The organism is Pseudomonas sp. TH37, assembly GCF_016650735.1.
Taxonomy (GTDB): Bacteria; Pseudomonadota; Gammaproteobacteria; order Pseudomonadales; family Pseudomonadaceae; genus Aquipseudomonas; species Aquipseudomonas farris.
In genome coordinates this window covers 14,904-34,915 of record NZ_JAEKFD010000006.1, presented here as the reverse complement: position 1 = coordinate 34,915, position 20,012 = coordinate 14,904, and the positions used below count along the sequence as shown (strand labels likewise).

Below are 20,012 nucleotides of genomic sequence, written 5' to 3'. Positions count from 1 at the left end.
AGCCCCGCCAAATTGGCGGGGTTGAGGTACGAGCGTGGCGCTCGGAAAACATGGACCGCGACTGGCCCTCCGGTGAAGGAGGGCCGGCCGGTGTTACAGCAGGATGGTGCGGATGTCCGCCAGCAGGTCGCTCAGACGCTTGGTGAAGCGTGCAGCAGCGGCGCCGTTGATCACACGGTGATCGTAGGACAGCGACAGCGGCAGCATCAGTTTCGGCTGGAAGGCTTTGCCGTCCCAGACTGGCTGGATGGTTGCCTTGGAAACACCGAGGATCGCCACTTCCGGCGCGTTGACGATCGGCGTGAAGCCGGTGCCGCCAATGTGGCCGAGGCTGGAAATGGTGAAGCAGGCGCCTTGCATGTCGTCAGCGGTGAGCTTTTTGTCGCGGGCTTTGGCAGCCAGCGCAGCGGCTTCGGCTGCCAGTTGCAACAGGCTCTTCTGGTCGACGTTCTTGATGACCGGTACCAGCAGGCCTTCAGGGGTGTCGACCGCGAAGCCGATGTTCACGTACTTCTTGCGGATAATCGCCTTGCCGCTTGGCGCCAGCGAACTGTTGAAGTCCGGCAGTTCCTTGAGCAGGTGCGCGCAGGATTTGAGCAGCAGCGGCAGGATGGTCAGCTTGACGCCGGCCTTCTCTGCAACGGCTTTCTGAGCAATACGGAACGCTTCCAGCTCGGTGATATCAGCCGAATCGAACTGAGTCACGTGAGGAATGTTCAGCCAGCTGCGATGCAGGCTCGACGCGCCGATTTGCATCAGGCGAGTCATCGGCACTTCTTCGGTTTCACCGAAGCGGCTGAAGTCCACGACCGGAATCGGCGGGATGCCCGCGCCGCCGGTTGCGCCGCCAGCGGCCGGTGCTTCCTTGGCCTTCTGCATCATGGCTTTGACGTAAACCTGCACGTCTTCTTTCAGCACGCGACCGTGTGGGCCGCTTGGGCTGACCGCGCTCAGCTCGACGCCGAATTCGCGGGCCAGTTGGCGCACCGCCGGACCTGCGTGAACCTTGGCGCCCGGTTTGGCCGGTGCAGCAGCAGGTGCGGCAGGTGCCGGAGCAGCAGGTGCTGCGGCGGCTGGAGCAGGAGCGCTAGGTGCAGCAGCGGCTGGCGCCGGAGCTGCAGCAGGTGCCGCGCCTTTGACTTTCAGCTTCAGGATCAGGTCGCCGGTACCGACTTCGTCATCCAGCTTGATGGAAACGCTTTCCACCACGCCAGCGGCAGGCGATGGAATTTCCATGCTCGCCTTGTCGGATTCCAGGGTGATCAGCGACTGGTCGGCGGTGACGGTATCGCCAGCCTTGACCAGCACTTCGATGATCTTGGCCTTGCCCGCAGAACCGATGTCCGGGACGTGAATGTCCTGAACGGTGTCGGCAACCGGAGCCGCCGGAGCCGCAGCGGCTGGCGCTGGAGCAGCGGCAGCAGGCGCAGCAGCCTGGGCTGGCGCGGCCGCGGCCGGTGCAGCAGCACCCGCCACTTCCAGGTCCAGAATCAGGTCGCCGGTGCCGACTTCGTCATTGAGCTTGACGCTGATGGCCTTGACCACGCCAGCGGCAGGCGATGGGATTTCCATGCTCGCCTTGTCGGATTCCAGGGTGATCAGCGACTGATCAGCCGCGACGGTGTCGCCGACCTTGACCTGGATCTCGATGATCTGGGCCTTGCCCGACGAACCGATGTCCGGCACGTGCACTTGCTGAATGCTGGCAGCAGCAGGCGCGGCAGCTGGAGCAGCCGGCGCTTTCGCGGCAGCAGGCGCAGCTTCAGCCTTGGCAGCCGGCGCAGCGGCAGCCGCAGCGACACCTTCGACTTCCAGCTCCAGCAGTTCGTCGCCTTCTTTCAGACGATCGCCCAGCTTCACTTTCAGGCTCTTGATGATACCGGCCTTCGGCGCAGGCACTTCCATGCTCGCCTTGTCCGACTCAAGTGTCAGGATGCTCTGGTCGGCTTCGATACGGTCGCCGACCTTCACAAACAGTTCAATTACTTCACCTTCACCGCTGCCGATGTCAGGTACGCGAATGAGTTCGCTCACAGAGTGTCTCCTCAGCAGTCCAGTGGGTTGCGTTTTTCCGGGTTGATACCGAACTTGGCGATGGCTTCAGCCACCACTTTAGGTTCGATATCGCCACGGTCAGCCAAAGCTTCCAGGGCTGCCAACACCACGAAATGACGATCGACTTCGAAGAAGTGACGCAGCTTCTTGCGGCTGTCACTGCGGCCGAAACCATCGGTGCCCAGGACTTTGAATTCCTTGGACGGGACCCACTGACGAATTTGCTCAGCGAACAGCTTCATGTAGTCGGTAGACGCGATGACCGGACCCTTACGGCCGTTCAGGCACTCTTCGACGTAGCTCAGTTTAGGCTTCTGGCCCGGGTGCAGACGGTTGCTGCGCTCGACGGCCAGGCCATCGCGACGCAGTTCGTTGAAGCTGGTAACGCTCCACACGTCAGCGCCGACGTTGAACTGTTCACGCAGGATCTTCGCCGCTTCACGGACTTCACGCAGGATGGTGCCGGAGCCCATCAGCTGAACGTGGTGCGCCGCTTCGCGGGTGTCTTCCTCGAGCAGGTACATGCCCTTGATGATGCCTTCCTCGACACCGGCCGGCATGGCTGGTTGCTGGTAGGACTCGTTCATCACGGTGATGTAGTAGAAAACGTCCTGCTGCTCTTCGGTCATCTTCTTCATGCCGTCCTGAATGATCACCGCCAGCTCGTAGCCGTAGGTTGGATCAAAGGTGCGGCAGTTCGGGATGGTGGCAGCCAGGATGTGGCTGTGACCGTCTTCGTGTTGCAGGCCTTCGCCGTTCAGCGTGGTCCGGCCGGCGGTGCCGCCGATCAGGAAACCACGGGTGCGGCTGTCGCCAGCGGCCCAGGCCAGGTCGCCGATACGCTGGAAGCCGAACATCGAGTAGAAGATGTAGAACGGCAGCATTGGCTGATTGTGGCTGGAGTACGAAGTACCGGCAGCGATGAAGGAGCTCATGGCGCCCGCTTCGTTGATGCCTTCTTCGAGGATCTGGCCCTTCTTGTCTTCTTTGTAGAACATCACCTGGTCTTTATCGACTGGCTCGTAGAGCTGGCCGACGGAGGAGTAGATGCCCAACTGACGGAACATGCCTTCCATACCGAAGGTACGGGCTTCGTCCGGGATGATCGGGACGATGCGTGGACCGATTTCCTTGTCCTTGACCAGTTGCGCGAGGATCCGCACGAACGCCATGGTGGTGGAAATTTCACGGTCGCCCGAGCCGTCCAGGATAGCCTTGAGGGTATCGAGTGACGGGGTCGGCACGCTGAAGCTCTGCGCGCGGCGCTGTGGCACGAAACCGCCCAGTGCAGTGCGGCGCTCGCTCAGGTAGCGGGCTTCAGCGCTGTTTGGTTCCGGCTTGAAGAACGGCAGGTTTTCCAGCTCTTCGTCTTTGACCGGAATGTCGAAGCGATCACGGAACAACTTCAGGCTGTCGACATCGACTTTCTTGGTGTTGTGCGCAGTGTTTTTCGCTTCGCCGGCACCGGTGCCATAACCTTTGATGGTTTTGGCCAGGATGACGGTCGGTTGTTCTTTGTGGTTGACCGCTTCGTGGTACGCCGCGTAGACCTTGTACGGGTCGTGGCCGCCACGGTTGAGTTTCCAGATCTCGTCGTCGGACAAGTCTGCAACCATCGCCTTGAGTTCTGGCGAGTTGAAGAAGTGTTCACGCACGAACGCGCCGTCTTTGGCTTTGTAGTTCTGGTACTCGCCGTCGATGACTTCGTCCATGCGACGTTGCAGGATACCGTCGACGTCTTTGGCCAGCAGTGGGTCCCAGAAACGGCCCCAGATGACTTTGGTCACGTTCCACTGAGCACCGCGGAACACGCCTTCGAGTTCCTGGATGATCTTGCCGTTGCCGCGAACCGGGCCATCAAGGCGCTGCAGGTTGCAGTTAATGACGAAGATCAGGTTGTCGAGCTTCTCGCGGCCAGCCAGCGAGATGGCGCCCAGGGATTCCGGTTCGTCGCACTCGCCGTCGCCCAGGAAACACCAGACTTTTTGCTTGCCTTCCGGGATGAAACCACGGGCTTCCAGGTACTTCATGAAGCGTGCCTGGTAGATCGCCTGGATCGGGCCCAGACCCATGGATACAGTCGGGAACTGCCAGAAGTCAGGCATCAGCCATGGGTGCGGATAGGACGACAGGCCCTGACCGTCCACTTCCTGGCGGAAGTTGTTCATCTGGTCTTCGGTGATGCGGCCTTCCATGAACGCGCGGGCGTAAACGCCTGGCGAGGTGTGGCCCTGGAAGTAGATCAGGTCGCCGCCGTGCTCGTCGGTCGGGGCCTGGAAGAAGTAGTTGAAGCCGATGTCATACAGGGTCGCACTGGAAGCGAAGCTGGAGATGTGACCACCCAGGTCAGAATCTTTCAGGTTCGTACGCATTACCATGGCCATCGCGTTCCAGCGTACCAACGAGCGAATGCGGCGTTCCATGAACAGGTCGCCAGGCATGCGTGCTTCGTGGGTAACGGGGATCGTGTTGCGGTAAGGCGTGGTGATGGCGTAAGGGAGCTGCGAGCCGCTACGGGTCGCGAGTTCGCCCATACGGGTCATCAGATAGTGAGCACGGTCTTCGCCTTCTTTGTCGAGAACCGATTCCAGGGCGTCCAGCCATTCCTGGGTTTCGACGGGATCGAGGTCTTGCATGGCTTGCTCCAGGGCGGAAAGGCTTCCAGAATCGGTTGCCTGAGTTTGCGACTGGCCTTGTGGGCAGACGATATAAATTCTTGGATTGCCGAGAGGTATGTTCCGGCGGCGTGTAGTTTTACTACAAATCATCGGGCATTTCAGCCTTTCGAATGTATAGACGAGTAGTAAAACTACAGAAGATTGGCTTGTGGCCTCCGGCTGCGTTGTGAGAATAATCGTTAAGGTTGGTCTTTTGCCAACCAAAAAAGGTGAAGGCTTGATGATCGCTGCCAAAAATAAACAAATTTCAGCTATTTCTAACCTTTGTTCGACAGTCGGTCAGGTAGCGAATTTTCACGAATCACTACATGCAGCCCTTCACACGCCGATCAAGGATAGACCATGAGCCTCCCTTCGCTTGCCGAACTGCCCGGCGTACTCCTGCCATTTGTCACCCGTGCCGAGCAGTCGTTCCGTACGGCTGTCGCGGCGCTTGCCGATGATCATGGCCTGTCTGTCTGGACGCCTGAGCGCTGGGCGCAATTTGCCCGCGTCACCGCGGCCAGCGACTTTGTCATTGAACAGAGTGTGCGTGACCCTTTGATGTTGCTGGAGCTGGTGCAGTCCGGCGAACTGGATCGCGTCTTTGCGCCGGGCGAGTTGTGCGCACAGATTGCGACGGCGGTGAGCACCGCCGAAACCGACGACCAGCTTGGTCGCGCCTTGCGTCGCCAGCGCGCACGCCAGCAAGTGCGGATTATCTGGCGCGACCTGACTCGCCAGGCCGATCTGATCCAGAGCTGTCGCGACCTCTCGGACATGGCCGATGCCAGCATCGATCAGGCCTATCAGTGGTTGTATCAGCGCCATTGCCAGCAGTTCGGCACGCCCACCGGGCGACGTATCGGCGAGCCGCAGCAGATGGTCATCCTCGGCATGGGCAAGCTCGGCGCCGTGGAGCTGAATCTGTCGTCGGACATCGACTTGATCTTCGCCTACCCCGAGGGCGGCGAAACCGTCGGTGTGAAGCGGTCGCTGGATAACCAGGAATTTTTCATTCGCCTCGGCCAGCGGCTGATCAAGGCGCTGGACCCGATGACCGTCGACGGTTTCGTGTTCCGCGTCGACATGCGCTTGCGGCCGTATGGTTCGTCCGGCGCGCTGGTGCTGAGCTTCAATGCGCTGGAACAGTATTACCAGGATCAGGGCCGCGACTGGGAACGCTACGCGATGATCAAGTCGCGCGTGGTGGCTGGCGATCAAGTGGCGGGCGCGCAACTGCAAGAGATGCTGCGGCCGTTCGTTTATCGACGTTACCTGGACTTCTCGGCCATCGAAGCGCTGCGCACCATGAAGCAGCTGATCCAGCAGGAAGTCCGGCGCAAGGGCATGGCCGACAACATCAAGTTGGGCTCGGGCGGCATTCGTGAAGTCGAATTTATCGCGCAGGCCTTCCAGCTGATTCACGGTGGCCGCGACCTGAGCCTGCAACAGCGTCCTCTATTAAAAGTACTGAGCACCCTCGAAGGTCAGGGTTACCTGCCGGCGGCGGTGGTCAGCGAATTGCGTGAAGCCTACGAATTTCTGCGTTACACCGAACACGCGATTCAGGCGATTGCCGATCGCCAGACTCAGATGTTGCCGGATGGTGAGCAGGATCAGGCACGCATTGCCTTTATGCTCGGGTTTGCCAATTGGACGGCATTCCACGAACAGCTGATGTACTGGCGTGGCCGGGTGGCCTGGCACTTTGCTCAGGTGATCGCCGATCCCGATGAAGAGGCCGGCGCCGAGAGCGAAGTGGTGGTCGGCGGGGAATGGTTGCCGCTGTGGGAAGAGGCCCAGGACGAGGAGGCCGCCTGCCGTCAGCTGGAAGAGGGTGGTTTCGCCGACGCCTCCAAAGCGCTGAAAGCCTTGGCCAGCCTGCGCGGCAGTCCGCAATTGCGCGCCATGCAGCGCCTGGGGCGTGAACGCCTCGATGCTTTTATTCCGCGTTTGCTGGCTCAGGCTGTGGAGCATGCCAATCCCGATCTGGTGTTGGAGCGAGTACTGCCACTGGTGGAAGCCGTGGCGCGTCGTTCCGCCTATCTGGTGTTGTTGACCGAGAACCCCGGCGCCTTGCGCCGCTTGTTGACGCTGTGCGCCGCGAGCCCATGGATTGCCGAACAGATCACGCGCTTCCCGCTGCTGCTCGATGAGTTGCTCAACGAAGGCCGGCTGTTCAAGCCACCGCTGGCGCCGGAATTGGCCGCCGAGTTGCGCGAGCGTTTGACGCGGATTCCCGAAGACGACCTCGAACAACAAATGGAAGCCCTGCGGCATTTCAAACTGGCGCACCGCTTGCGCGTCGCCGCCTCGGAAATCGCCGGCAGCCTGCCCTTGATGAAGGTCAGTGATTATTTGACCTGGCTCGCCGAAGCGATCCTCGAGCAAGTGCTGGCCCTGGCCTGGCGCCAGACTGTGGCCAAGTACGGTACGCCGCTGCGCACCGACGGCAGCTTGTGCGACCCTGGTTTCATCATTGTCGGTTACGGGAAAGTCGGCGGTCTGGAGTTGGGGCACAGTTCGGACCTGGATCTGGTGTTCATCCACGACGGCGATCCGCAGGCCGAAACCGACGGGCCGAAGCCTATCGATGGCGCACAGTTTTTTACCCGGCTCGGGCAGCGCATCATTCATTTGCTGACGGCGCAGACCAACTCCGGCCAGCTGTATGAAGTGGACATGCGCCTGCGGCCGTCCGGTGCCTCCGGTTTGCTGGTGAGTTCCCTGGGGGCATTTGCCCGGTATCAGGAAAACGAAGCCTGGACCTGGGAGCACCAGGCGCTGGTGCGGGCGCGGGTGCTGGTGGGCAGTCAGGATGTCGGTCAAGCGTTCGAGAAGGTTCGCGCGGCGGTATTGGCCAAGCCGCGGGACCTGCCGACCTTGCGCCAGGAGGTCAGCGAGATGCGCGCCAAGATGCGCGATAATCTCGGCAGCAAGAGCACGGCGGCGGGCACGGCGGCAAATGCCTTCGAGGCCACGGCGCCGTTCGATCTCAAGCAGGACGCCGGAGGTATCGTCGATATTGAATTTATGGTGCAATACGCGGCTCTGGCATGGTCTGAGGCGCATCCGTCGTTACTGCGCTATACCGACAATATCCGCATTCTGGAAGGGTTGGAGGAGGTCGGGCTGATGCCCGCCGAAGACGCCAGCCTGTTGCGTGAGGCCTATAAGGCCTATCGCTCCGCCGCTCACCGGGAGGCCTTGCAGAAGGACGCCGGCGTGATACCGGGCGACCAGTTTGTGGATGAACGACGGCAGGTAATGCGGATCTGGCGCGAGCTGGGGTTAAGCTGAGACGGGATGTTTGCAACACCTGGTACCCAATGTGGGAGCGGGCCTGTGGTGAGGGGGCTTGCCCCCGTTTGAGTGCGTAGCACTCACAAGATCTTTGGCATATCAGAGATTTTTGGGGCTGCTTCGCAACCCAACGGGGGCAAGCCCCCTCGCCACAGGTCGCTCCCACACTGGATCTGCGGTGTTTGGTAGATTGAGGCAGCTAAGCTGTATCGCATGGATGTGCACAAAATTGATCCGACGAGCCCCAATCGGCTCGTCCAAATGACCTGACGGTTCACCCCGAAGGTGCTGGATTCTCGAGGCGGGGAGGCGTATGCCTCCCCGGCTCGTTTTTGGAAACCACATGAAAATTCTGATCGTTGGGCCCAGTTGGGTCGGTGACATGGTGATGGCGCAGACACTTTTTCAGTGTCTCAAGCAGCGCCACCCGCAATGCGAAATCGACGTGCTGGCCCCCGAGTGGAGCCGGCCGATTCTCGAGCGCATGCCCGAAGTGCGCCAAGCCTTGAGCTTCCCGCTCGGCCACGGCGTGCTGGAGCTGGCGACGCGTCGGCGCATCGGTAAGTCCCTGGTCGGTCAGTACGACCAGGCCATCCTGCTGCCCAATTCCCTGAAGTCGGCACTGGTACCGTTTTTCGCCGGTATCCCGAAACGCACCGGCTGGCGTGGCGAATTCCGCTACGGCCTGCTCAATGACGTGCGCACGCTCGACAAAGAACGTTACCCGCTGATGATCGAGCGCTTCATGGCCCTGGCCTTTGAGCCCGGCGTCGAGTTGCCGAAGCCGTATCCGCGGCCGAGCCTGCAGATCGACCCGGTGACCCGCGACGGCGCACTGGCCAAATTCAGTCTGGCCCTCGACCGTCCAGTGTTGGCGCTGTGCCCCGGCGCCGAGTTCGGCGAGTCCAAGCGCTGGCCGTCCGAGCACTACGCGAAGGTCGCCGAAGCGAAGATCCGTGAAGGCTGGCAGGTCTGGCTGTTCGGCTCGAAAAACGATCATGCGGTCGGCGAAGACATTCGCGCGCGACTGATTCCCGGTCTGCGTGAAGAGTCGGTGAACCTCAGTGGCGACACTTCTCTGGCCGAGGCCATCGATCTGCTGTCCTGCGCTGATGCGGTGGTCTCCAACGACTCCGGCCTGATGCACGTGGCCGCCGCGCTGAACCGCCCATTGGTGGCGGTATACGGCTCGACGTCGCCGGGTTTCACGCCACCATTGGCCGAGCACGTCGAAATCGTACGCCTGGGCATCGAATGCAGTCCGTGCTTCGATCGCACCTGCCGTTTCGGTCATTACAATTGCTTGCGCCAGCTCATGCCGAAGGCAGTGAACGAAGCCTTGCAGCGGTTGCTGGGCACTGTGGTCGAGGTCAAATAGTTTGCGGGTACTGTTGATCAAGACTTCTTCGCTGGGCGACGTGATTCACGCGTTGCCAGCGTTGACCGACGCAGCGCGGGCGATCCCCGGCATCACGTTCGACTGGGTGGTGGAAGAAGGCTTCGCCGAGATTCCGACCTGGCACCCGGCCGTGGGCAAGGTGATTCCGGTGGCGATCCGTCGCTGGCGCAAGAACATCTGGCAGACCATCAAGAGTGGCGAGTGGAAGCGCTTCAAACAAAGCATTCGCGCGACAAAATACGACTTGGTGATCGATGCCCAGGGCCTGCTGAAAAGCGCGTTGCTGACTCGCTACGCCAAAGCCCCGGTGGCCGGGCTGGACAAGAACTCGGCCCGCGAACCGATCGCCGCGCGTTTCTATTCCCGACGTCTGGCCGTGGCCCGTGGGCAGCACGCGGTAGAGCGAGTGCGCCAGCTGTTCGCAGTGGCACTTGGTTACGACCTGCCTAAGGGGCTAGGCGACTATGGCCTGAACGTCGAACGACTGGTGGAATTGCCGCGCAAGAATCCGTACGTGGTGTTTCTCCATGGCACCACCTGGGACACCAAGCATTGGCCCGAAGCCTATTGGCGCGAGTTGGCCGAGCGGGTGGGTTACCTCGGCGTGGCGGTGAAGCTGCCGTGGGGTAATCCGATCGAAAAGGCCCGCGCCGAGCGCATCGCCAAAGACATGCGACACGTCGAAGTGCTGCCCAAGCTGAACCTGGCAGGTGTCGGTAAAGTTCTGGCCGGGGCGCAAGCCTGCGTAGCGGTGGACACCGGTCTCGGTCACCTCGCTGCGGCGCTGGACGTGCCGACCCTGTCGCTGTTCGGCCCGACCAACCCGGGCCTGACCGGTGCGTACGGCAAGTCGCAGATTCACATGGCCAGCGACTTTCCCTGCGCGCCGTGCCTGCAAAAGAAATGCACTTATCAACCGACGGCCGACGATGCCCGTCGGTTCGACCTGAAACGCGAGTGGCCCCTGTGCTTCACGCGTCTGAATCCCGAGCGTGTCGCGAGCCGACTGAGCACGTTGTTACTGGCTGAGGAGCTGCGCTGATGCAATTGGCATTTGTCCTGTACAAGTACTTTCCATTCGGGGGCTTGCAGCGCGACTTCATGCGCATCGCCCTGGAGTGTCAGCAGCGCGGCCATCAGATTCGCGTCTACACACTGATCTGGGAAGGCGACGTTCCACCGGGTTTCGAAGTGCTGGTGGCACCGGTCAAGGCGTTCTTCAATCATCGGCGCAACGAGAAGCTCACCGAGTGGATGGAGGCCGATCTGGCCAAGCGTCCGGTGGATCGCCTGATCGGTTTCAACAAGATGCCGGGCCTGGACGTTTACTACGCCGCCGACGGCTGCTTCGAAGACAAGGCGCAAAACCTGCGCAACTCGCTGTACCGTCGTTGGGGCCGCTACCGGCACTTCGCCGAGTACGAGCGCGCGGTGTTTGGCAAGGATGCCAAGACCGAAGTGCTGATGATTTCCGAAGTGCAGCAGCCGCTGTTCATCAAGCATTACGACACGCCGCTTGCGCGCTTCCATTTACTGCCGCCGGGTATCTCTCAGGACCGTCGCGCGCCGGCCAATGCCGCCCAGATCCGTGCCGAGTTTCGTCGCGAATTCAACCTGAAAGATGATGAACTGCTGCTGGTGCAGATCGGCTCCGGGTTCAAGACCAAGGGCGTGGACCGCAGCCTCAAGGCACTGGCTGCCTTGCCCGCCGAACTGAAAAAGCGCACCCGGCTGTTTGTAATTGGCCAGGACGACCCCAAAGTATTCCAGTTGCAGAGCGCCACATTGGGGCTCGGCGACAACGTGCAGTTCCTCAAGGGCCGCAGCGATATCCCGCGTTTCCTGCTCGGTGCCGATCTGTTGATCCACCCGGCGTATAACGAAAATACCGGGACGGTGCTGCTTGAAGCCGTGGTAGCCGGCTTGCCAGTGCTGGTGAGCGCGGTGTGCGGCTATGCCCATTACATCGCCGAGGCCGACGCCGGTCTGGTGCTGGACGAACCCTTCGATCAGGCGCAACTGACGCAGTACCTGACCGGCATGTTGAACGACGCAAATGCACGGGCGGCCTGGAGCCGCAACGGTCTGGCTTTCGCCGAGACGGCCGACCTCTACAGCATGCCGCAGCACGCGGCCGATGTGATTCTGGCGGAGCACGCTTAATGAAGTTGATGCTGGCTGAACCGTTCAAGAGCCTCTGGGCCGGACGCGACCCGTTCGCCGAAGTCGAGGGCCTCGAGGGCGAGGTGTACCGCGAGCTTGAAGCGCGCCGGACACTGCGTACCGAAGTGGATGGTCACGGGTTCTTCGTGAAAATCCACCGTGGCATCGGCTGGGGCGAGATCTTCAAGAACCTGCTGACCGCCAAGCTGCCGGTGCTTGGCGCGGGCCAGGAGTGGAAGGCCATTCAGCGCCTGCAAGAAGTCGGCGTGCCGACCATGACCGCCGTCGCTTACGGCGAAAAGGGCAGCAACCCCGCGGATCAGCATTCATTCATCGTCACTGAAGAGCTGGCGCCCACCGTCAGCCTCGAAGATTTCAGCATCGACTGGGTCAAGCAGCCGCCCGAGCCAAAACTCAAGCGCGCCTTGATCGCCGAAGTCGCGCGCATGACCGGCATGATGCACCGCGCCGGGGTCAACCACCGCGACTGTTACATCTGCCACTTCCTGCTGCACACCGACAAACCGGTGACAGTCGACGACTTCAAGCTGTCGGTGATCGATCTGCACCGTGCTCAGACCCGTCCGACGATTACCCAGCGCTGGCGCAACAAGGACCTGGCGGCGCTGTATTTTTCGGCGCTCGACATTGGCCTGACCCGTCGCGACAAACTGCGTTTCCTCAAGGGGTACTTCCAACAGCCCCTGCGCCAGATTCTGGCTGAAGAAGCGGGGCTGTTGGCATGGCTCGAAGGCAAGGCCAACAAGCTCTACGAGCGTAAGCAGCGATACGGGGATGCGCTCTGATGTCGGGTTGGACACTGGAACCTGCTTACAGCGATCTGGCAGAAGATTTCGGCAGTCTTGACGCGGTGTTCGCGCTCGAGGGCGAGCGACTGACCCGCGATCCACTGTCCGAGGTCATTCGCGTCCAGCGCAATGGCGTCAACTATTACGTCAAGCGCTACGTCGGCGCCGGCAAAGGCCTGCGCCGTTACCTGGGCAAGCCGCGGGTGAAAGCCGAATGGCAGAACCTCAAGCGTTTCGCCAAGTGGGGCATTCCTACCGCCGAAGTAGTGGCCTGGGGGCTGGAACGGCGCGGCGCGGCATACGATCGCGGGGCGATGATCACGCGCGAGCTGCCCAATACCGAAGACTTGTCGGCTTTGGCTGGTCGGCATGATCCGAAGCTGGCGGACCGCGCCTGGGTCGACAACATCAGTCGACAGCTGGCGGGCTATACCCGGACCATGCACGACCACCGTTTTACCCATAACGATTTGAAGTGGCGCAACCTGCTGATCGACGATGAGCCCCGGCTATTTTTGATCGACTGCCCCAACGGTGATTTCTGGCGCGGCTTCTGGCTCAAATACCGAATCACCAAAGACCTGGCTTGTCTGGACAAAGTGGCCAAATATCACCTGTCGGCCACCCAGCGTCTGCGCTTTTACCTGCAATACCGCCAATGCACCCGGCTCAATGCCGCCGACAAGAAACGGATTCGGCACGTGGTGAGATTTTTCGAGGGCCGCGAATGACTGATTTTCTGGCTGCTGAAGACCGTGCGCTGCTTGAACGTCATGGCCTCGGCACCTTCGACGCACTTTGGGCCAAACAGCTCGAAGCCGTGGACGAACCCAACACCGGTCGGGGTGGCTGGAGCAGTGTGTTTCGGCTGGAACTGGAAGGTCATAGCTATTACCTCAAACGCCAGAGCAACTACCTGACACGCACATTGCATTCGCCCTTTGGCGAGCCGAGTTTTGCCCGTGAGTTTCGCAACATCAGGCGTTATCAGAAGCTGGGTATACCGGCGCTGCAGGCGGCATTTTTCGGTGAGCGCAAAGTCGACGGCGAAGTCCGGGCGATTCTGCTGACCCGCGCGCTGGACGGTTGGGATGACCTGGATTCGCTGTTGCAGCGCTGGTCCGACCTGAGCGCTGTGCAACACTCGGCGATTCTGAAAGCCTGTGGGCAGCTGGCGCGACGCCTGCACGAGGTGCATCAACTCCACGGTTGCTTCTATCCCAAGCACATTTTTCTCCAGGCCACCGGCGACAGTTATCAGGCTCGGTTGATCGATCTGGAAAAAACTCGCCCGCTGTTTTTTGGTCAGCGTGATCGGGTCAAGGATCTGGACCCGTTGCTGCGTCGGGCACCGGAATGGAGCGAAAGTCAGCTGCGCGAGTTGTTGGCGATTTATCTGGATCAGCCATTGAACAGTTCGCTGGTGGACAGTTGGGTATCGCGCCTGAGTGCGCGACGCAGTCACAAGGAGGCGCGTTGATGCGTTTGTCCGAACTGAAACACGCCGGCCGCAGCCCAAACCTGCCGCTGAGCATTCCACTGGCCGATGCCGCGGGGCCTGCGGAGCTGCAGTTGCTGAGCCTGCTGCGGGTGTTGCCAGGGCAGCGTTATGTGGGCGCCGGCGTCTGGCGCGGCCGGCCGGTGTTGGCCAAATTGCTGGTCGGCGGTAAAGCGGCGCGGCACTTTAAGCGTGAACTGGACGGCGTGCGTTTGCTCGCCGCTCAGGGGCTGACCACGCCGTTGTTATTGGCTGATGGCCTGAAGGACGGCGAAGGCGGCTGGTTGTTGTTCGATTTCCTTGAAGGCGCCGAGAGCCTGGGAGACGCCTGGAAACAGGTTGAACACTTGCCGGTGCTGGCGGATGAGCAATCAGCGGTGCTGGCCGAGGCCTTGGGCGCCATTGGGCAATTGCACAGCAAAGGCCTGTGGCAGGAAGACTTGCACCTGGACAACCTGTTGCGCCATGGCGGTCAGTTGTATTTGATCGATGGTGCCGGGATCTGTGCCGAGACGGCTGGCAAGCCACTGTCACAGCACAAAGTCCTGGAAAACCTCGGGGTGTTTTTCGCCCAGTTGCCAAAATCGCTGGAACCCTTCACCGAAGAATTGCTGGTGTATTACCTGCTGGGAAACGGCGAGCATGCCTTGCCCATGGAAGCGTTGCAGAAACAGATCGACAAGGTCCGTCGCTGGCGCTTGAAGGATTTCCTGATCAAGGTCGGCCGCGAATGTACGCTATTCAGCGTCCAGCGCGGAGCGTTCGGCTTGCGGGCGATTCGCCGTGAGGAAGAGGCGGCGATATTGCCGGTGCTGGAGCAGGCCGACGCCTTGCTCGATCAAGGCCATCTGTACAAGACCGGCGGCGCGGCGAGCGTCGGCAAGGTCGAGGTGGCTGGGCGCACATTGGTGGTCAAACGCTACAACATCAAAGGCTTTGCCCACTGGCTCAAACGTTTCTGGCGCCCGAGCCGCGCCTGGCACTCATGGCGAGAAGGCAATCGCCTGGCGTTCCTGGACATCGCCACCCCCAAGCCGTTGGCGTTACTGGAGAAGCGTTTTCTCTGGCTGCGCAGCCGGGCGTACCTGGTGACCGAGTATTTGCCGGGGCCAGACATCATCGAGCGGTTTGCGCCATACGTGGAAAGCGGCGAAGCGCCGGAAGCCGAGTTGCAGGCTCTGGATCACCTGTTCGCCGAGCTGATTCGCGAGCGGATCAGCCATGGCGATTTCAAGGGCCATAACCTGTTCTGGCAGCAGGATCGCTGGGCGCTGATCGATCTGGATTCGATGTGTCAGCATGGCTCGGTCAGTAGCTTTGCCCCGGCGTACGCGCGGGATCGGGCGCGATTCATGCGCAATTGGCCTGAGAGCAGTGCGCTGTATCATGTGATCGATCAGCGTTTGCCCAAAGATATCTCTAGCACTGCCTGAATCGGGTCTTCGACCCTATCGCGGGCAAGCCCGCTCCCACAGGTTCAGTGGTGTGCACAGGCTTTGTGTGCGGTGCGATCACTGTGGGAGCGGGCTTGCCCGCGATGGGGCCAGATCAGTCTTCCGAGATCATGTAGGACAAGTTCTTATGAATCGTCCTACATGATCTCCAGACCCCGTGAACTGTGCCCTGAATAGCCACGATGCTAGTTTGCCTGACGTTCTCGGAGGGCAGATTTTGACGATAAAAATGGCTGTATTGCTGAGCACTTTCTCACTGGCGCTATCTGGCTGCGGGACCGCTGTCACGGTGTTGCAGGATGACGAGACCGCCGCCCGAGGCCTCAGAAAGCAAAAAACCTACTGCCAGTCCATCCCTCGCATCTATAGCGGTCTGGCCCACGACTTCTGCCTCCTGCATGCGCCGCCTGATCCCACCGGTATTCTGGTGCCATTCGTACTGCTGGATCTGACCTTGTCTGGTGCGCTGGACTCGGTTGCCTTGCCGTACACAATTTACCGGCAGGCAACCGACGGCAATATCAGGATTTACTGGCGCCCGGGTCGCGGATGAGCGAAGGCGAACGCGTGGGCTCGACGTCATCTTCATGGCGCTGATAAGGGCAGGGTCATTCCCGCCACGTTTACGCTATAATCCCGCCCTTTAGCTGTCTCTCGCCCCTTGCGAGGGCACATTAATTTTTGAGGCGCGTTGCGCCTGCATGCAGACTAAAGAGGCTAGACCCCTGTGGCATTGACGATTCTTGGCCTGTCCGGCGCCCTTAGCCATGATCCTTCCGCAGCCCTGTATATCGACGGCAAGCTGGTCGCGGCGGCTGAAGAAGAGCGCTTCGTGCGCGATAAACATGCAAAGAACCGCATGCCTTATGAATCGGCGAAGTTCTGTCTCGAGCAGGCGGGCATCAAGCCGTCCGACGTTGACGTGGTGGCGATTCCGTTTGCGCCGATCAGCCTGTTCGGCAAGGCTCGCTGGCACTATGCCAAGCGTTATTGGTACGCCCCGGACCGCGCCCTCGATGCGATCCTGATGGGCAACCGCCGCTACAAGCGCTATCGCAACAAGATTGTCTGGTGCCTCGAGCAACTGGGCTTCGATCCGAAGAAAATCAAGATCGAGCCGGTCGAGCATCACCTGGCCCACGCATCCAGCGCCTACCACTGCTCCGGTTTCAAAGAGAAAACCGCGATTCTCGGGATCGACGGCAAGGGCGAGTACGCCACGACCTTTTTCGGCTACGGCGAAAACGGCAAGATCCACAAGATCAAGGAATTCTTCGATCCGGACTCCCTCGGTGGCCTGTACGGCGCAATCACCGAGTTCCTTGGTTTCGAGATGCTCGACGGTGAGTTCAAGGTCATGGGCATGGCGCCGTACGGCGACGCCAGCAAATACGATTTCTCGCGTCTGGCCTCGTTCGAGAACGGCGAGCTGGTGATCAACACCGACTACGCCAACGTCATCGGCCTGCGTCGCTATAAAGAGAAGGGCAAGGGTTTCTACTTCTCGCCGAAGCTGATCGAATGGCTGGGGCCCAAGCGCGAAGGCGACATCGCCGACGAGCCGTACATTCATTATGCCGCGAGCATGCAAGCGCTGTTCGAGAAGCTGGCATTGCAGATGATCGACCACTACCTGGGCGATGTGCTCAAGGAAACCGGCAAGCTGGCCTTTGCCGGCGGCTGTGCGTTGAACGTCAAGCTGAACCAGAAAATCATTGCCCGCGACGACATCAAAGAGCTGTTCGTTCAGCCTGCGTCCGGCGATGCCGGTACCGCGGTCGGCGCTGCGGCTTACGTGTCCCACGCCCGTGGTGTACCGGTCGAGAAGATGGAACACGTCTACCTCGGCCCGTCCTACAGTAACGAAGACGTGCTCGCGGCCTGTGCCCGTCACCCGAGCAAGCCGGCGTGGCGCAAGCTTGAGAACATGCCGGAAAGCATCGCCAAAATCATGGTCGACGGCAACCCGGTGGCCTGGTTCCAGGGCCGCATGGAATTCGGTCCGCGCGCCTTGGGCGGTCGTTCGATCATCGGTTGCCCGAGCGCAACCGGCGTGGCTGACCGGATCAACCATCAGATCAAGTTCCGCGAGCGCTGGAGGCCTTTCTGCCCGTCGATGCTCGACACCGTTGCGCCACAGATGATCAAGATCGATCATCCGGCGCCGTTCATGACCTTTACCTTCGAAGTGGCTGAAGAGTGGAAGACCCGCGTGCCGGAAGTCGTCCACGAAGACGGCACATCCCGGGCCCAGGTGTTGAAGCGCGAATACAACCCGCGCTACTACGACATGATGAAGGCGCTGGAAGTGCTGACCGGTAACGGCGTGTCGCTGAACACCTCGCTCAATCGTCGTGGCGAGCCGATGATCTGCTCGCCGACCGACGCCTTGAATATGTTCTTCGGTTCCGACCTACAGTACCTGATCATGGAAGACATTCTGGTGGTCAAAGAAGGTGCCAACGAGTATGCGGTTGACTGACGTGCTGATTAGTATCGTTATTCCTGCTTATAACTACGCCAAAACCCTGCCACGTGCGGTGAATTCGGTGTTGGCGCAGTTGGGTGATGCCCAGGCTGAGTTGCTGGTAATCGATGACGGTTCCACTGACGCGACGCCGCAAGTTCTGGAGCAGCTCCTGACTGAACATGCGGGGTGCTTTAGAGCTCTGCGCAAACCCAATGGCGGTTTGTCTTCAGTGCGTAATCGCGGGATCGAGGAGGCTCGGGGGCATTACCTGATCTTCCTCGATGCCGATGATGAGATGGCGCCTGGTGCGCTGGCTGCATTGACCCGGCATATCTCCAGCAATCCGGACAGCCGTTTGATCATTGGCGGTCACTGGTCGGTGTTCGACGACGGTCGTCGCGTCCAGCATGCCGTAAAACCCTTGCCAGCCACCCCGCGTCAGCGTGTGCGGGGCTACTTGCTGGACAAGACGGTATCGCTGTCTAACGGCGCCTGCGCAATGCATCGCGAAGTGTTTGCGCCGGGCAACTATCCTGAGCATTTGCGCAACGTTGAAGATATTCCGGTATTTGCTCAGGTGCTGGCGCGTTTCCCGTGCACTGTGCTCGATCAGCCGCTGGCGTTGATCTACAAGCATGGCGACAGCATGCGCCATGACCTCAAGCAAAGCCTGGCGGCGGGCGTGGGGATGGTTGACGAGGTGTTTTCCTCGGCCCGAATGCCTCGGGAACTGCAGGACTTGCGCCAGGCTTTCCTGGCTCAGCGCTGCCTGTCGTTGTTCCGCGATTGCTACAGTGCCGGCGATTATGTCAACGCCAAGGCTTTTTACGTCCGTGCCGTGCGCGCCGATCTGCGCTCACTCACGCGCTGGTCCTACACCCGCAAGGCCATTCGGTTGCTGTTCAAGTGAGCGCGCCGCCGTCTGATGCAATTGTGTTCCAGGCTGAGGGATGCTGGGCACAAAAAGCGCGTGAGCTGGACCGTTATCGCTGGAAGCTGCTGCGCGAGCGTCATGGTCGCTGTGGCAGTCTTTTTCGCCTGGTTCGCGATGTGCTGGTGGATGTGGCGGTCGGGATACGCGCCAAGGCGTGCTTGAGTGGTTCGGTGGTCGCTGCGCCCTGCGAGGTGCTGTTGCTGCATTCGGCACCAAAGTCGATGGCGCTGCAGCGCAAGAATATTCTGATCGAGGGCTTGCGCAAGCGCGAGCACCACCTGACGGAGGCAGCGTTACGTTCTCCGTCGGACGCCTGCGCCCAGCGCATGCTCCTGGCGCCGCCGCAGTCTGTGCCGCTGCGTTATCTGGTATACGCCGCTCATGCTCAGTGGCTGGTGATGACATATTCACCCAAGGTGCTGATCAACGAGCGCAACGGTAGTCTTCATGCGCCGTTCCTGCGCTTGGCATTGGCTGCGCGTGGTGCCCGCCTGCTGCAACTGGCCCATGCGACGACGCTGGAGTCTTCACGGCGATTGGGGATGAATGACTACGATTATTACGGCGTCTTTGGCCATAGTTCGCTGGTTGCCTTGCAAGAAAGAACCTTGCGGTTCGGTGAGTCGACGGTGGTGCTGATCGGTTCTTACCTCGCCGATGAAACCTATGATCTGCCCGTTGCTGATCCCGCTCTGCGGACGTTGTTGATTCTGGGGGTTGGCCCTGATCGGGAAAAAGAACCGGGCTACCAGCGCACCTATCAGTTACTGCGCAACTGGGCCGAGCAGCATCCGCACTATCGCGTGCTGTTCAAGCGTCATCCGCGCAGCAAGGCGCAATTCTGGAGCGATGCCGCTGCGCAGTTAGCCAGCATCGATTTGCTGGATAGCACGTGTTCACTGGCGGACGCTCTGGCGCAGGCCAGCGTTGTGGTCAATATCATGTCCAATGCCGGTATTGAGGCAGGGCTGGCGGGTCGGCCGGTGATCCATGTGAATGCGGGCAGCGATGTGGATATCTTCTCTCACTCGCTGTTTTTTGGGCCTCAAGTGCGCGATGAGCATGAGTTTTCCCGCCAGTTGCAAACGCTTGAGCAGGATTATCCGGGGCATGTGGCCCAAGCCCGGCGTTTTGCCGATTACCACTTGGTATACGGTTCTCAGGGTTTGGCAAAGACCATTCAACTGGTTGATAACTTGCTAAGAGGCACAGACCCTGCGCGTGACTTCGAGACCTTCAGGTTGTCTGCCGCCGGCTGAGACTGGCG

Annotated in this window: 14 protein-coding genes; 12 read left to right on the top strand and 2 right to left on the bottom strand. The window is 60.5% G+C overall.

Translation table 11 applies throughout. The features are described 5' to 3' along the window. Positions 1-93: 93 nt before the first annotated feature. Complete coding sequence (gene aceF, locus JFU11_RS16680) at positions 94-2,034, bottom strand: dihydrolipoyllysine-residue acetyltransferase (protein ID WP_201061389.1); 1,941 nt, start codon at positions 2,032-2,034, stop codon at positions 94-96. 11 nt (positions 2,035-2,045) lie between these two features. Continuing rightward, positions 2,046-4,691: a pyruvate dehydrogenase (acetyl-transferring), homodimeric type gene (gene aceE, locus JFU11_RS16675; RefSeq protein ID WP_123721536.1), complete on the bottom strand. Its 2,646-nt coding sequence runs from the start codon at positions 4,689-4,691 to the stop codon at positions 2,046-2,048. Between the two features lie 384 nt (positions 4,692-5,075). Here aceE and glnE point away from each other — a divergent pair, with 384 nt between their 5' ends. The 12 genes from glnE to JFU11_RS16615 all read left to right on the top strand — a co-directional run bounded on the left by glnE (position 5,076) and on the right by JFU11_RS16615 (position 20,004). Then, the gene (gene glnE / locus JFU11_RS16670; RefSeq protein WP_201061388.1) at positions 5,076-8,015 is read left to right on the top strand and encodes a bifunctional [glutamate--ammonia ligase]-adenylyl-L-tyrosine phosphorylase/[glutamate--ammonia-ligase] adenylyltransferase; all 2,940 of its coding nucleotides are present in this window, start codon (positions 5,076-5,078) and stop codon (positions 8,013-8,015) included. Between the two features lie 346 nt (positions 8,016-8,361). After that, positions 8,362-9,396 carry a lipopolysaccharide heptosyltransferase II gene (gene waaF / locus JFU11_RS16665; RefSeq protein WP_201061386.1) on the top strand — a complete coding sequence of 345 codons (1,035 nt, stop codon included), beginning with the start codon at positions 8,362-8,364 and terminating at the stop codon, positions 9,394-9,396. 1 nt (position 9,397) lies between these two features. Next, positions 9,398-10,459 (top strand): lipopolysaccharide heptosyltransferase I, encoded by a 1,062-nt coding sequence (gene waaC / locus JFU11_RS16660; RefSeq protein ID WP_123721533.1) that lies wholly within the window; start codon positions 9,398-9,400, stop codon positions 10,457-10,459. Continuing rightward, a complete protein-coding gene (locus JFU11_RS16655; RefSeq protein WP_123721532.1) occupies positions 10,459-11,580 on the top strand; it encodes a glycosyltransferase family 4 protein in 1,122 nt (373 codons plus the stop codon). The genes waaC and JFU11_RS16655 overlap by 1 nt, the downstream gene beginning before the upstream one ends. Beyond that, entirely contained in the window at positions 11,580-12,386 is an 807-nt protein-coding gene (gene rfaP / locus JFU11_RS16650) for a lipopolysaccharide core heptose(I) kinase RfaP (RefSeq protein ID WP_123721531.1), read from the top strand. The genes JFU11_RS16655 and rfaP overlap by 1 nt, the downstream gene beginning before the upstream one ends. Next, positions 12,386-13,120, top strand: a complete 735-nt coding sequence (locus tag JFU11_RS16645) for a lipopolysaccharide kinase InaA family protein (protein WP_123721530.1) — start codon at positions 12,386-12,388, stop codon at positions 13,118-13,120. Before rfaP ends, JFU11_RS16645 begins: the two co-directional genes overlap by 1 nt. Further along, the gene (locus JFU11_RS16640; protein WP_123721529.1) at positions 13,117-13,869 is read left to right on the top strand and encodes a lipopolysaccharide kinase InaA family protein; all 753 of its coding nucleotides are present in this window, start codon (positions 13,117-13,119) and stop codon (positions 13,867-13,869) included. The genes JFU11_RS16645 and JFU11_RS16640 overlap by 4 nt, the downstream gene beginning before the upstream one ends. After that, a complete protein-coding gene (locus tag JFU11_RS16635; protein ID WP_201061384.1) occupies positions 13,869-15,320 on the top strand; it encodes a lipopolysaccharide kinase InaA family protein in 1,452 nt (483 codons plus the stop codon). Before JFU11_RS16640 ends, JFU11_RS16635 begins: the two co-directional genes overlap by 1 nt. A 238-nt stretch (positions 15,321-15,558) precedes the next feature. After that, positions 15,559-15,894: a YceK/YidQ family lipoprotein gene (locus tag JFU11_RS16630; RefSeq protein ID WP_201121337.1), complete on the top strand. Its 336-nt coding sequence runs from the start codon at positions 15,559-15,561 to the stop codon at positions 15,892-15,894. A gap of 174 nt (positions 15,895-16,068) precedes the next feature. Then, on the top strand, positions 16,069-17,823 hold the full coding sequence (locus tag JFU11_RS16625) for a carbamoyltransferase (protein ID WP_123721527.1): 1,755 nt from the start codon (positions 16,069-16,071) through the stop codon (positions 17,821-17,823). Continuing rightward, on the top strand, positions 17,810-18,721 hold the full coding sequence (locus tag JFU11_RS16620) for a glycosyltransferase family 2 protein (protein WP_187326447.1): 912 nt from the start codon (positions 17,810-17,812) through the stop codon (positions 18,719-18,721). Before JFU11_RS16625 ends, JFU11_RS16620 begins: the two co-directional genes overlap by 14 nt. Further along, on the top strand, positions 18,718-20,004 hold the full coding sequence (locus JFU11_RS16615; RefSeq protein WP_201061380.1) for a hypothetical protein: 1,287 nt from the start codon (positions 18,718-18,720) through the stop codon (positions 20,002-20,004). Before JFU11_RS16620 ends, JFU11_RS16615 begins: the two co-directional genes overlap by 4 nt. The last annotated feature ends 8 nt before the right edge of the window (positions 20,005-20,012 follow it).